At 71.5% G+C, this 13990-nt stretch carries 9 protein-coding genes; 4 read left to right on the forward strand and 5 right to left on the reverse strand.

Annotation, left to right across the window (positions count from 1 at the left end):
* The first annotated feature begins 22 nt into the window (after positions 1-22).
* From hutH to hutI, 3 genes are read left to right on the forward strand one after another with little or no spacing between them, the layout of a single operon-like run.
* Positions 23-1570: a histidine ammonia-lyase gene (hutH, locus tag AC1ROC_RS08160; protein WP_492999376.1), complete on the forward strand. Its 1548-nt coding sequence runs from the start codon at positions 23-25 to the stop codon at positions 1568-1570.
* 49 nt (positions 1571-1619) lie between these two features.
* On the forward strand, positions 1620-3275 hold the full coding sequence (gene hutU / locus AC1ROC_RS08165; RefSeq protein ID WP_492999377.1) for a urocanate hydratase: 1656 nt from the start codon (positions 1620-1622) through the stop codon (positions 3273-3275).
* A 2-nt stretch (positions 3276-3277) separates the two neighbouring features.
* A complete protein-coding gene (gene hutI, locus AC1ROC_RS08170; RefSeq protein ID WP_492999379.1) occupies positions 3278-4513 on the forward strand; it encodes an imidazolonepropionase in 1236 nt (411 codons plus the stop codon).
* Positions 4514-4536: 23 nt separating this feature from the next.
* Here hutI and AC1ROC_RS08175 read toward each other — a convergent pair whose 3' ends face one another.
* The 4 genes from AC1ROC_RS08175 to yczR all read right to left on the reverse strand — a co-directional run bounded on the left by AC1ROC_RS08175 (position 4537) and on the right by yczR (position 11974).
* Positions 4537-5448 carry an arginase family protein gene (locus AC1ROC_RS08175; RefSeq protein ID WP_085371320.1) on the reverse strand — a complete coding sequence of 304 codons (912 nt, stop codon included), beginning with the start codon at positions 5446-5448 and terminating at the stop codon, positions 4537-4539.
* 263 nt (positions 5449-5711) lie between these two features.
* The gene (locus AC1ROC_RS08180) at positions 5712-9185 is read right to left on the reverse strand and encodes an efflux RND transporter permease subunit (RefSeq protein WP_492999380.1); all 3474 of its coding nucleotides are present in this window, start codon (positions 9183-9185) and stop codon (positions 5712-5714) included.
* 157 nt (positions 9186-9342) lie between these two features.
* Positions 9343-10344 (reverse strand): putative endonuclease domain-containing protein, encoded by a 1002-nt coding sequence (locus tag AC1ROC_RS08185; RefSeq protein ID WP_143466087.1) that lies wholly within the window; start codon positions 10342-10344, stop codon positions 9343-9345.
* A gap of 145 nt (positions 10345-10489) precedes the next feature.
* Positions 10490-11974, reverse strand: coding sequence for a MocR-like transcription factor YczR (gene yczR / locus AC1ROC_RS08190; protein WP_492999383.1), 1485 nt, complete (start codon positions 11972-11974; stop codon positions 10490-10492).
* 61 nt (positions 11975-12035) lie between these two features.
* Here yczR and yczE point away from each other — a divergent pair, with 61 nt between their 5' ends.
* Complete coding sequence (yczE, locus tag AC1ROC_RS08195) at positions 12036-12929, forward strand: membrane protein YczE (protein ID WP_492999385.1); 894 nt, start codon at positions 12036-12038, stop codon at positions 12927-12929.
* Between the two features lie 247 nt (positions 12930-13176).
* Here the strand turns inward: yczE and AC1ROC_RS08200 are convergent, their stop codons facing one another.
* On the reverse strand, positions 13177-13932 hold the full coding sequence (locus AC1ROC_RS08200; protein WP_492999387.1) for a MerR family transcriptional regulator: 756 nt from the start codon (positions 13930-13932) through the stop codon (positions 13177-13179).
* Positions 13933-13990: the final 58 nt, after the last annotated feature.

The raw sequence follows: 13990 nt of genomic DNA on the forward strand, positions 1-13990 counted from the left end.
CGCGAGGGGGTGAGATCGGATCATGCTCCACACCACGCACACCGTCACCGTCGGCGCCCACCCGCTCAGCGTCGCCGACGTCGTCGCCGTCGCCCGCCACGGCGCGGACATCGTCCTCGAACCGGAGTCCCTCGATCAGGTCGAGGCCTCGCGCGCCATCGTCGAAGCACTCGCAGACGACGTCGAACCGCACTACGGCATCTCGACCGGCTTCGGGGCGCTCGCGACCACGTTCATCCCGAGCGACCGCCGTGCCCAGCTGCAGGCGAGCCTGGTCCGTTCGCACGCTGCCGGCTCCGGCCCCGAGGTCGAGCGCGAGGTCGTCCGCGCGCTCATGCTGCTGCGCCTGTCCACCCTGATGACCGGCCGCACCGGCGCCCAGCGCGCCACCGTCGAGACCTACGCCGCCCTGCTCAACGCGGGCATCACCCCGGTCGTGCGGGAGTACGGCTCGCTCGGCTGCTCCGGCGACCTCGCCCCGCTCGCCCACTGCGCCCTCGCGGCGATGGGCGAGGGCCAGGTGCGGGTCGACGGCGAGCTGGTCGACGCATCCACTGCCCTGGCCGCCGCAGGAATCACCCCCGTCGTCCTCGCCGAGAAGGAGGGCCTGGCGCTCATCAACGGCACCGACGGGATGCTCGGGATGCTCGCCCTCGCGATCCACGATCTCACCGCGCTGCTCCGCACGGCAGACATCGCCGCGGCGATGAGCGTGGAGGCCCTGCTCGGCACGGACGCCGTCTTCGCCGAGGACCTGCAGCGGTTGCGCCCGCAGCACGGCCAGTCCGTCGCCGCCGCGAACCTGCGCTCGCTGCTCGCCGGGTCGCCGATCGTCGCCAGCCACAAGGGTCCGGAGTGCACCAGGGTGCAGGATGCGTACTCGCTGCGCTGTGCCCCGCAGGTGCACGGCGGCGCGCGCGACACTCTCGCGCACGCCACCATCGTCGCCGAGCGCGAGCTCGCCTCCGCGATCGACAACCCGGTGCTCACCCTCGACGGCCGGGTCGAGTCCAACGGCAACTTCCACGGGGCGCCGGTCGCGTACGTGCTCGACTTCCTGGCGATCGTCGCCGCCGATGTCGCCAGCATGTCGGAGCGTCGCACGGACCGGTTCCTCGACCCCGCCCGCAACCAGGGCCTCACCCCGTTCCTCGCCCACGAGGTCGGCGTCGACTCCGGGCTGATGATCGCGCAGTACACCGCGGCGGGCATCGTCTCCGAGTTGAAGCGGCTGGCGTCCCCGGCGTCCGTCGACTCCATCCCGTCGTCCGCGATGCAGGAGGACCACGTCTCGATGGGCTGGGCGGCTGCCCGCAAGCTGCGCCGCTCGGTCGACGGCCTCGGCAGGGTGCTCGCCATCGAGATCATGACGGCCGCGCGCGGCGCAGACCTGCGTCGGCCGCTCCTCCCCGGTGCGGCCACCGGGGCCGTCATCGCCGAGGTGCGCGACGTGGTCGCGGGACCGGGATCCGACCGCTACCTATCGCCGGAGATCGAGGCGGTCGTCGCGCTCGTACAGTCCGGCCGCGTGCTCGCAGCGGCGGAGAGCGTCACAGGGCCGCTCGGCTGAGCCCACCCACATCCACCACCGACTTCCACTCACCGACGAGGAGACAGCAATGCAGGGAGCACGAGAGGTCCGCGCCCCGCGCGGCACCACCATCAGCGCGAAGAGCTGGCAGACCGAGGCGCCGCTCCGGATGCTCATGAACAACCTCGACCCGGACGTCGCCGAGCGCCCGGACGACCTGGTCGTCTACGGCGGCACCGGCCGCGCCGCGCGCAGCTGGGAGGCGTTCGACGCGATCGTCCGCACCCTGCGCGACCTCGAACCGGACGAGACCCTGCTCGTCCAGTCCGGCAAGCCGGTCGGCGTCTTCCGCACCCACGAGTGGGCTCCGCGCGTGCTGATCGCCAACTCGAACCTCGTCGGCGACTGGGCCACCTGGCCGGAGTTCCGCCGCCTCGAAGCGCTCGGCCTCACGATGTACGGCCAGATGACGGCCGGATCGTGGATCTACATCGGCACCCAGGGCATCCTGCAGGGCACGTACGAGACGTTCGCCGCCGTCGCGGCGAAGAGGTTCAACGGCACCCTGGCCGGCACGATCACCCTCACCGGCGGGGCGGGCGGCATGGGCGGAGCGCAGCCCCTCGCCGTGACGATGAACGAGGGCGTCGTGCTCATCGTGGACGTCGATGAGACCCGCCTGCAGCGCCGCATCGACCACGGCTACCTCGACGAGCTCGCCACCGGCCTGGATGACGCCGTCGCCCGGGTGGTCGCCGCGAAGGAGGCGCGCGTCCCGTTGTCGGTGGGCCTGGTGGGCAACGCGGCCACGGTCTTCCCGGAGTTGCTGGCGCGCGGCGTGCCGATCGACGTGGTGACCGACCAGACCAGCGCGCACGACCCGCTCAGCTACCTGCCGGAGGGCTACACGGTGGAGGAATGGCACGACGCCGCCGCGGCCGACCCGGAGGGCTTCACCACCGCATCCCGCGCGTCGATGGCCAAGCACGTGGAGGCGATGGTCGGATTCCAGGATGCGGGCGCCGAGGTCTTCGACTACGGCAACTCCCTCCGCGCGGAGGCCCGGCTCGGAGGCTACGAGCGCGCGTTCGACTTCCCCGGCTTCGTGCCCGCGTACATCCGGCCGCTGTTCGCGGAGGGCAAGGGCCCGTTCCGCTGGGCGGCGCTGTCCGGCGACCCCGCCGACATCGCGGCGACCGACCGAGCCATCCTGGAGCTGTTCCCCGACGACGAGCACCTGCACCGCTGGATCACGCAGGCGAGCGAGAAGGTGCACTTCGAGGGCCTGCCGGCGCGCATCTGCTGGCTCGGCTACAAGGAACGCCACCTGGCCGGCCTGAAGTTCAACGAGATGGTCGCGAGCGGCGAACTCTCCGCCCCCATCGCCATCGGCCGCGACCACCTCGACTCCGGCTCCGTCGCCTCGCCGTACCGCGAGACGGAGGCGATGGCGGACGGATCCGACGCAATCGCCGACTGGCCGCTGCTCAACGCCCTGCTGAACACCGCATCCGGCGCCACCTGGGTGTCCATCCACCACGGAGGCGGCGTCGGCATCGGCCGATCCATCCACGCCGGACAGGTGATCGTCGCCGACGGCACGCCGCTCGCCGCCGAGAAGATCGAGCGCGTGCTGGTCAACGACCCGGGCACGGGCGTGATGCGGCACGTGGATGCCGGGTACGAGCGGGCGGTGGAGGTCGCGGAAGATCGCGGCCTGCGCATCCCGATGCGGGAGGGGTGAGGATGGGTGCTGTAGGTGGGGCTGGCGCTGTGGGCACGGGTGGTGCGGGTTCATCCACCCTGCTCGTGACCGGAATCGGCGAGCTGGTCACCAACGATCCGGCCGGGCCGGGGATGCTCGGGCTCGTGCCGTCTGCATCCCTCCTCGTGACCGATGGGCGGGTGGTGTGGGCGGGTGCATCCGGTGCAGTGCCCCCGGAATTCGCAGACCTGGCCGCCACCGCCGAGGTGCTGGATGTCGACGGGGCAGCGCTCATCCCGGGTTTCGTCGACAGCCACACGCACCTCGTCTTCGGCGGAGACAGGGCCGCCGAGTTCGAGGCGCGGATGTCCGGCCAGCCGTATACCGCTGGCGGCATACGCAGCACGGTGGCCGCCACGCGCGCCGCCACGGACGCCGAGCTGGCCTCCCGCCTCGACGACTTCGTGGCCGAGTTGCACGCTCAGGGCACCACCACGTTCGAGATCAAGAGCGGCTACGGTCTCACGGTCGACGACGAGGCCAGACTGCTGCGCCTCGCCGAACGCGTGACGCCGGAGACGACCTTCCTCGGCGCCCACGTCGTCCCGGCCGAGTACGCCGACGATCCCGAGGCTTACGTCGACCTCGTCGTCGGCCCGATGCTCGACGCGTGCGCGCCCCACGCCCGCTGGATCGACGTATTCTGCGAGACGGGCGCCTTCACGCCGGAGCAGTCCCGCCGCATCCTGTCGGCCGGCGCATCCCGCGGGCTGGGCGTGCGCGTCCACGCCAGCCAGCTCGCCCCCGGTCTCGGCGTCGCCCTCGCGGTCTCCCTCGACGCGGCGAGCGTCGACCACTGCACCCACCTCACGCCCGACGACATCGCCCGGCTGGCCGCCTCCCGCACGGTGGCGACGCTGCTGCCCGGCGTCGAGTTCTCCACCCGCCAGCCGTACCCGGATGCGCGCCGCCTCCTCGACGCGGGCGTCACCGTCGCACTGGCGAGCGACTGCAACCCCGGCTCGTCGTTCACGTCGTCGATGCCGTTCTGCATCGCCGTCGCGGTGCGCGACATGGGGATGACGCCCGCGGAGGCGCTGTGGGCGGCGACCGCAGGCGGCGCGGCTGCGCTGCGCCGCGACGACGTCGGACACCTCGCGCCGGGGGCCAGCGCCGACTTCGCGGTACTGCGCGCGCCCGGGTATGTGCACCTGGCGTACCGGCCGGGGGTGCCGCTGGTGGCGGCGACGTATCGGGCCGGGGTGCAGGTGGGGTGACGGGCACGCTGCTCGGGTAAACCTCAGCCGCGGGACGCCAGCCCCGCCGCGACCTCCAGCACCAGCAGCGCCGCGAGCCGGACGGTGCGTCCGTCCGGCGCGTCGGCCGTCGCATCCACCTCGGCGATGTCCACCGACCGCACGGCCCCGGATGCGCCCGCCAGCCTGGCGAACCGCCGCAGCTCCCACGCGGCCAGTCCTCCCGGCACCGACGCCGGGCAGCCGGGCGCGACCGACCGGTCGCACACATCCACGTCCAGGTCGACGTGCACCGGCCCGCCGGCCGCGCCGGCGATCTCGAGCGCCTCGGCCATCACGTCGTCGATCGGGCGCGCGTGCAGCGCATCCCGGGGCACGACCGTGATGCCGTACGCCTCCGCCCGCGCTGCGTACGCGGACGAGTTCGCGAAGTCGGCGATCCCGATCTGCACCACCCTCCGCCCGTCCAGCCCGGCCTCGACCAGCCGGCGCACAGGCGACCCGTTGGAGACGCCGTCGCGCAGGTCGTGGTGCGCGTCGAGCGTGATCAGCCCGGCGGTCGGCAGCGCGTCGCCCCAGGCGCCGAGGGCGGCGGGAACGGTGAGCGCGTTGTCCCCGCCCACCGCAACCGTCACCCGCGAACGGCCGACCGCGTCCGCCATCGCGGCGATGGCGCGCCCTTCGCCCTCCGGCCCGTCGGGTTCGTCGACATCCCCGGCGTCGGCGAACGCCAGCCGCTCCACCTCGGAGCCCGGCACGAACGCCGCGTAGTAGCGCAGCGCCTCCCGAACCGCTGCCGGTGTCTCCCTCGCTCCGGTTGCCGACAGCGACGTGTGCCAGGTCGGAATGCCGAGAAACGCCAGATCGACCGCCCCATCGCCGGGGATGCCGTCAAGCGACGGCCACGCCCCAGCGCGGGGCCACAGAGGATCGACGGACAGCTGACGCGTGCTCATACCGCGACGGTAGCAACCCGGTTGCCCCTCCGGGCGGTGGGGCGGCGTCCCGCGTCTGGTATCTCGGACGCGACCCTCTCCGCGAGATGCCAGTATCTGCGCCGCATCCCGGGCGTTTCGCGACAGTTACTGGCATCTCGCGCAGCGCGCGCGATGCGCGGGTGGCACGGGTGCGAGAACCGGCCCGGATGCGAGACCCCGGGCACGAGACCCCGGGCGCGAGAACGGGCCGGACTCCGAGGAGTCCGGCCCGTTCGTGGTCGCTAGCGCTGCTGGCCGCCTGCGGGCGCCGTCCAGACGGGCGGCGCTGCCGCCGGGCCGCCGGATCCAGGGCCACCGGACTCGCCCGGCCCTCCGGGCGCACCCGGCGCACCCGGCGCGCCGGGGCCCCCGTCGCCGCCGCCGGTACCGCTCCCGCCAGCTCCGTCACCCGAGCCGGCATCCGGCCCTCCGGCCGCTGCGGCCTTCCGGGCGCGCTTCGCCGCCCGGCGCTCGCGCGCGCCCTCGACGAGGTTGTAGAGGGTCGGCAGCACCACGAGGGTGAGCAGCGTGGACGAGACCAGGCCGCCGATCACCACGATGGCGAGCGGCTGCGAGATGAAGCCGCCGTGGCCGGTGAGGCCGATCGCCATCGGGGTGAGGGCCGCGATGGTCGCGAGCGCCGTCATCAGGATCGGGCGCAGACGGCGGGAGGCGCCGTGCGCCACCGCCTCCGGCACGGACATCCCGCGTCTCCTGTACTGGTTGACCAGGTCGATGAGGACGATCGCGTTCGTCACCACGATGCCGATCAGCATCAGCACACCGATCAGCGACGCGACGCCGAGCGGGATGCCCGAGATGATCTGCAGCGCGATGGCGCCTGTCGCCGCGAACGGCACGGAGACCAGGAGCAGCAGCGGCTGGCGCAGCGACCGGAACGTCGCCACCATCACGATGTAGACGATCAGGATGGCCGCGAGCAGCGCGATCCCGAGCTGCGAGAACGCGTCCGACTGGCTGGAGGAGACTCCGCCGATCTTGGCCGTGGCCCCGGACGGCAGGTTCGCGTCCTTGAGCGCCGTGGTCACCGCGGCGTTCGCGGTGCCGAGGTTGTCGGTGGCCGGGGTGGCCGTGACCGTCGAGGTGCGCAGGCCGCGCTCGGTGGTGACCGTGGACGGACCGTTGGTCTCCTCGACCGACGCCAGTGTGCTCAGCGCAACCGGACCGGTGACCGTCGGAATCTGCAGGTCGGCCAGCTGGGCGACCGTCGACGGCGGGTTGTCGCTCTGGATGTAGATGTTGAGCGTCGTGTTGTCGAGTGCGACGGAACCGGCCTGCGTCGGCTGCATGGCCTGCGACACGATGCCGCCGACGGCGACCTCGCTCAGACCGGCCGCTGCCGCCTTGGAACGGTCGACGTTCACCGCGACGTACGGAAGCGACGCGCTGAGGTTGTCCGTGACCTGCTTGACCGAGTCCTGCTTCTTGACCTCGGCGACGACCGCATCCGTCGCCTTCTGCAGGTCTTCGTTGCTGGTGGCCGTGATGTCGATCTCGATATCGCTCGATCCGCCGAACCCGCTCTGCGCGGAGACGACGATGTCGCCCTGGTCCTTCACCGCCGCGAGCTCGTCCTCGATGGTGCTCTTCAGCGCATCCTGGTCGGCATCCGGGTCGGTGGTCACCGAGAACGTGGTGTTGCCGCCGCCGCCGGTGAACGCGGCCTGCAGGGATGCCCCGCTCGACCCGATCGAGACCTGCACCGTCTTGACGCCCTTGGTGTCGATGAGCTTCTGCTCGACCACCTTGGATGCGTCGTCCTTCGCCTGCAGGGAGGTGCCCGGCGCGAGAGTCTGCGTGATGGTGAGCGTGTTCTGGCCCGTGGATCCGAGGAAGTTCGTCTTCATCAGCGGGGTGAGCGCCAGCGTTCCGACGAGCACGACCACCGCGATGAGCACGGTCGCGACCGAGTGCTTCAGCGTCCAGTGGATGATCGGAAGGTAACCGCGCTGCAATCGCGACGGGTGCTCCAGCTCGTCCTCGCCGGCGGCCATCGCCTCCTCGATCGACAGGTGCGATGCGTCGGACGCCTCGACGCCACCCTCGTGCTTGCGCGCCTTCGGCGGGCGGAGGAACCAGTATGCGAGCACCGGCACGATCGTCAGCGAGACGAGCAGCGACGACAGCAGCGCGATGGTGACCGTGAGCGCGAACGGCCGGAACAGCTCGCCGGTCACGTCGCCGACGAACGCCAGCGGCAGGAACACGGCGACGGTGGTGATGGTGGATGCGGTGATCGCCCCCGCCACCTCGCGCACGGCCTTGACGATGGTCGCCGCCCTGTCGACGCCGGCAACGAGCTGTCTCTTGATGTTCTCGATGACCACGATGGAGTCGTCGACCACACGGCCGATGGCGATGGTCAGCGCGCCGAGCGTGATGATGTTGAGCGTGTAGCCGGTCGCCCACATCACGATGAAGGTGATGAGCACGCTGGTCGGGATCGAGATCGCGGTGACCAGGGTGGAGCGGATCGACAGCAGGAAGATCAGGATGACGATCACGGCCATCAGGAGGCCGAGCAGGCCCTCCTCGGTGAGCGAGTTGATCGACTGGGTGATGAACGGCGCCTGGTCGAACACGACGGTGATCTTCGCGCCGTCGCCGAGCTTCGTCTGCAGGTCGTCGATCAGGGCGCTGACGCCGTGCGAGACCTCGACGGTGTTCGCAGACGGCAGCTTGGTGACGGCGATGGTCAGCGCCGGCTTGCCGTCGACGCGCGAGATGGAGGTGGTGGGGTCGTCGGTCTTCTGCACCGTCGCGACGTCGCCGATGGTGGGCGGGGTGGCTGCTGCGGTGGCAGCGGCGGCCGCGGCTGCGTCAGCTGCGCCCGTCGAGCCGGTCGCCCCGGTCGCTCCTGCCCCGGCAGCGCCAGCAGCTGCGGCGGCACCGGCACCAGCACCCGCGCCAGCACCTGCGCCAGCACCAGACGCCCCAGCACCGGATGCACCCGCCGACCGGATGAGCGGAAGCCCGGCGATGTCGTCGATCGAGCTCAGCTTCGCCCCGGACTGCACGGAGAGCGTCTTGCCATTCTCGGTGATCGAGCCGCCCGGGATGAGGACGCCGTTCTGCTGCAGCGCATCCTTGATCGACTGGCTGGTCACGCCGGCGGCGGCGAGCTTGGCACTGTCCGGGGTGATGGTGATGCGCTGGCCGACCTCGCCGACGAGCTGGGCGTCGTTGACGCCGGAGACGTCTTTGATGTCGGGGATGACCAGCTTGGTGATCTTGTCGGCGAGCGCGCGCGAGTCCTGGTCGCTGGTGACGGCGAGCTGGATGACGGGGAAGTCGTCGATGCTGCCGGAGAACACCTGCGGGTCGACGTTGCTCGGCAGCGTGGACTTGATGCGGTTGATCGCCTGGTCGATCTTCTGCTCTGCGGTCGCGAGGTCGGTGCCGTAGGTGAACTTCGCCGTGATGATCGACTGGTTGGTGCTGCTCACCGCCGACGTGCTCTCGAGGTCCGGCACGCCCTGGATGGCCGTCTCGACCGGCGTGCTCACGTCGTTGTTGACCACCTCGGGCGATGCGCCGGGGTAGCTGGTGATGATCGCGAGCTGCGGGAACGAGATGGTCGGCGCGAGCTCCTGCTTGAGGTTCGTCAGCGCCAGGCCGCCGAACACCGCGGCCACGATCGTGACGAGCGCGATCAGCGCGCGGTTCTTCATACTCAGGACGGCGAGGAAATGCACAGTCTTTTCCCTTGACAGAAAGTGGATGCGAGACGCGCGGCACCACAGCCGCCCGCAAAGTATCTCATTGCAGCCTGTGCAAGTTCCTCATGCCCTGGTACGACTTCGGGGTGGAGACGTACTCCCCCGGGACGGTTCTCGCGCCCGCTGCTGACACTCACGACGGATCCCATCCTCGCGACGCGAGCGAGCGGAAGACCAACCCGACCAGCCGTTTCTCCGACCGCAGGTGCTCGGCCCCCACCCGAAGCACCAGCTCGCCCTGCTGCTGCAGAGCGGTGGTCCGCGTCAGGTCTCTGCGCCACTGGCGCGGCTCGATGCGGTGGTGGTCGCCCTCGTACTCGACGATCGTGCGGTATGGCGCGAACCGGAGCTCCGGCCTCGCCAGGAACCGCCCATCCGGAGTGTGCAGGTCGACGTTCACATCCGGCGCGGGCAGCCCGGCCTCCGCCAGGATCAGCCGCAGCAGCGACTCGGGCGGAGACTCCGCGCGGCCGTCGAGCAACTCGACTGCGGCTCTGGCCCGGGATGCGCCCCGAGCGCCCGCGGGAGGGACCGCCGCCCGCAGGTCGTCGTGGCAGGCGAGCGGCGCCCGGCCGCCGAGAACCGCATCGCCCAGCACCACCAGCTCCCGGATGCTCGCCGTCGCGGCCAGGTCGGCCCACGTCCGCGCCGCCGACGTCACCGGCAGCCCGCGCACCCTACACGTCTCGCCCGCGGAGAGCGGACGCGAGTGAGAGCGCACCCCGGTGAGGCGCGGCGGCCGCGCGGGTGGGGCGACGGTCAGGTGCAGGACGGGCTGTGCGTGCGTGGGTGGCGCATCCGGAGGTGGGAGGTGGTCGTGAAGCGCAGACGAGCTCGGCGCATCCGGAGGCGGCAGATGAGCCCGCGCACCCTGCTGCCGCCACACGCCAGGCAGCCACCGCGTATCCGGCAGCCCCAAAAGGATGGCGGCCGTGGTGTGCGAGAGGACACCGCCGGGCTCCCTCGCGCAGAGGGCGGCGCAGCGCGCGACGAAGTCGGCCGCCAGCCTGGCGGGCACCCGGGCGCCGCGGAACGGCGTGACCAGCTCGCTGCGCGACAGGCGGACGGGCTCGACGCCGAGCGCCCGCGCCTCGCGGAGGGAGAACGGGCGGTTGCGCAACCGGGGATGACTCATGCCCCCAACCATGCCCAATTCCGCCACCACGCGTCGGATTCTCTCCACAGGTCGTCCCGCCAGCCCGCGAGATGCCACTATCTGTCGCGCATCCCGGGCGTTTCGCGACAGATACTGGCATCTCGCCGCCCAGCCGCCGGCCGCCCTAGACCACGTTGGGCAGCGGGGCCGCGTCGGCGAATGCCGACGGCTCCCGCAGCGCGTCCGGCCACGCGCGCGACAGCGCCGCGAACGCGCGCACCGTCTCCTCCTCCGAGTACGTGATCGGGATGCGCAGGAAGCGCTCGAACGCCCCATCCAGCCCGAACCGCGGCCCGGCCGCGATCAGCAGCCCGTGGTTGCGCGCACCCAGCGTCAGCGCCGAGCTGACCGGCGCGCCGATCCCGATCCACGCCGCGAGACCGCCGTGCATCCTGGGCACCACCCACTCCGGGAACGTCTGCGCCGCCAGCCGCGCCACCCGCTCCCTCCCCGCCGCGAGCTCCGAGCGCCGGGACTCCAGGATCTCCGCCATCTGCGGCAGCATCCGGGCCACCACCAGCTGTTCCAGCAGCGGCGTGCCCAGGTCGGTCGCCGGTTTCGCCGCGATCAGCTTCTGGATGTGCGGCCGTTCCGCCCGGATCCAGCCGATCCGCAGGCCGCCCCACAGGCTCTTGCTCGCCGACCCGATCAGCAGCACGGGCGCATCCCCCGCCCCTCGCGAGCCGTAACGGGGCAGCGGCAGGTGTTCGCCGAGCCTGTCGATGTCGAGGTCGGCCGTCGTCTCGTCGCCGACCACGATCGTGCCCTGCGCTGCCGTCGCCGCCAGCAGCCGCGCGCGGGTTTCCGGCGACATGGATGCGCCCGTCGGGTTCTGGAAATCCGGGATCAGATAGGCGAGAGCCGGGTTGGCACGCCGCAGCGTCTGCTCGATCGCGTCGATGTCCCAGCCGTCCTCCTCCGCACCCACCGGATGCGGGGCGTCGGCGGGCGGGATGGTGACCGTCACCGGAACCAGGCGCGCCCCGGCGAGCCGGAACGACTCCGTGGCGTGCGGGTAGGTGGGCATCTCGATCATCGTGCGGTCGCCGCGGCCGACGAAGGTGCGCGCGATCAGGGCGATGGCCTGCTGCGCGCCGACCGTGACGAGCACCTGGTCCGGGTCGGTGGGGAGGCCGCGCTCGCGGTAGCGGTCGGCGATGGCCTCCCGGAGGTGCGGGAGCCCGACCGCGTCGTATCCGGAGTGCGGGAGGAAGTGCGGCAGCTCCTCCGCCGCCGCGCGCGCCGCTGCGGGGAGGGACGATGCCGCCGGCAGCGCCGCCTTGGTGAAGTCGAGCATCCCGTCGCCGCCGGGGGTCGGGGCGGTGACGAGCACCGGTCCAGGCAGCCGGGCGACGCTGCCGGATCCGCGCACGCTGTCGAGGAATCCGGCGTCGCGCAGCCCCCGGTACGCGGCGGTCACGGTGGTGCGGCTGAGCTCCAGCCGGGCGGCGAGGTCGCGCTCGGCGGGCAGTCGCGTGTCGATCGGGATGCGTCCGTCGAGCACCAGCAGCCGGATGCGGTCGGCGAGCGCCTGGTAGTGGGCGCCGCCTCCTCGCCACTCCCCGAGGAGCATTTCGAGCGATCGGGCGGTGAGCTGAGCATCCGGCATAAGGCCACCTTAAGCGAATTGGACTCTTGATAAAAGGCCAATCAACAAATTGGATAGGAGCGTGACCCGCCGACTCCTTCTCACCAGACGCCTCGCGCAACTCCTCATCGGGCTGTTCCTCTACGGAATCGCCATCGCGATGATGGTGCGCGCCGGCATCGGGGTGTCGCCGTGGGACGTGCTCGCGCAAGGCCTGTCGATCAAGACCGGCCTGCTGTTCGGGCTCATCACCAACCTCGTCGGCATCGGCGTGCTGCTGTTCTGGATCCCGCTCCGCCAGCGCCCGGGACTCGGCACCGTGCTCAACGTGCTGCTCGTCGGCCCGAGCGCGCAGCTCGGGCTCACGCTCATCCCGCAGCAGACCGAACTGTGGGCGCAGGTGCTGCTGTTCGCCGGCGGCCTGCTGCTCCTGGCGGTCGCGACCGGCCTCTACATCGGCCCCAAACTGGGCCCGGGCCCGCGCGACGGCCTGATGACCGGGCTGCACGCCCGCACCGGCTGGCCGATCTGGGCCGTGCGCACCGGCATCGAGGTGACCGTGCTCATCATCGGGTGGCTGCTCGGCGGCAACGTCGGCATCGGGACGCTCGCGTTCGCGCTGCTGGTCGGGCCGCTCTGCAGCATCACCCTCCCCTTCTTCGCGATCCGGCTGCCGCAGGACGCTGCAACGACTGCGGCGGCGCTGGAAAGCGAGCTCGAGGGAACGGCCGAGCAATCGGCCGGCCTCGGGGAGCAGGATGCCGCCGCGTTCGACGTGCGCGACGGCATCCTGCTCGAAACCGACGCGGCCACCAGGATGCGCGACCACCGCGCGGCCGACAGCAACGTTATCGGCGGGGTGCAGCCCGACCGCGAGGCGCCCGCGCCGTCCGCATCCGCATCCCGTCGCCCGGCGCAGGCAGTCGCCGCGTACTGGCTGGATGATCGGCTGATGGCGCGAACACGCCGAGCCTGACCCCACTCCATCTCACCCCGGCCACCACCGCACCGCAAGCTCCGCATGGTCGTGGCCGCGTCCCCCGCGCCCCGCGCGTCGCCGAGGCGCTCACCGTGGGCGGGTCGCGTCCCAGCCGGCTCGCGTCCGCAGCCATCGAGTCCGAAGTTGTTCACGCCCCGACACGGCGTGTCGCGTGAATAACTTCGGACTCGATTGCGTCGCGACCGCTGGCGCAAGACCAGGGGCGAGGGACGGGGGCGACGACCTACAGCCCCGCGGCGTACGCGCGCAGCGCGTCGCGCACGAACGTGGCGCCCGCGGCGCCGCCGTAGTTCGCGGCGAACCGCGGGTCGGCGACGTACATCTCGCCGAGGCCGGTGAGGTAGGCGGCCGTCGGGCGGCCGTTCTCGCTGCCGGGGGTGCCGGGGATCGAGCCGAGCCAGTCGGCGTGGCGCTGGGCGAGTGCCTGCGCCTCATCGCCCTCCGGGTCGATGCCGCGGTCGGCGGCGGCGATCCAGTCGGCGGCGAGCTGCTTCTGCAGTCGCTGCCATTCGGCGCGCTCGGCGGGCGTCTTGCTGCGCCACCACGCGTCGGACGCCGCGTACGCGTCCTTGCCCCAGCGCTCCTCCACCTCCTCTTTGTATTGGGTGTGGTCGAAACCGTCGAGCATGTCTTCCGCCATGATGTCTTCTCCTTCGCTGATCGCCTGGATGGTCGTCTCGACTGACGCGATCTGCCGCGCCAGCCGTTCCCGCTCGTCGCGCAGCCACGCGAGGTGGCCGTGCAGGGCGGGGATCGCATCCACCTGGTTCGTGAGCACGTCGGCGATGGCAGGGAGGCCGAGTCCGAGGTCGCGGAGCAGCAGGATGCGCTGCAACCGCACGAGGGAGTCCCTGTCGTAATACCGATAGCCATTGCTGCCGATCCTGCTGGGCGGGAGGAGCCCGATGTCGTCGTAGTGACGCAGCGCCCTGCTGGTCGTTCCGGCGAGCCTGGCGATCTCTTGGATGGACCAGTCCATCGTCGTCTCCTCTCTCTCGTGGGTGCGAAACCCACGGTAGAGGTTGACGTTACGTCAA

The sequence above is a fragment of the Leifsonia sp. GW821-FHT13C05 genome, assembly GCF_058806515.1.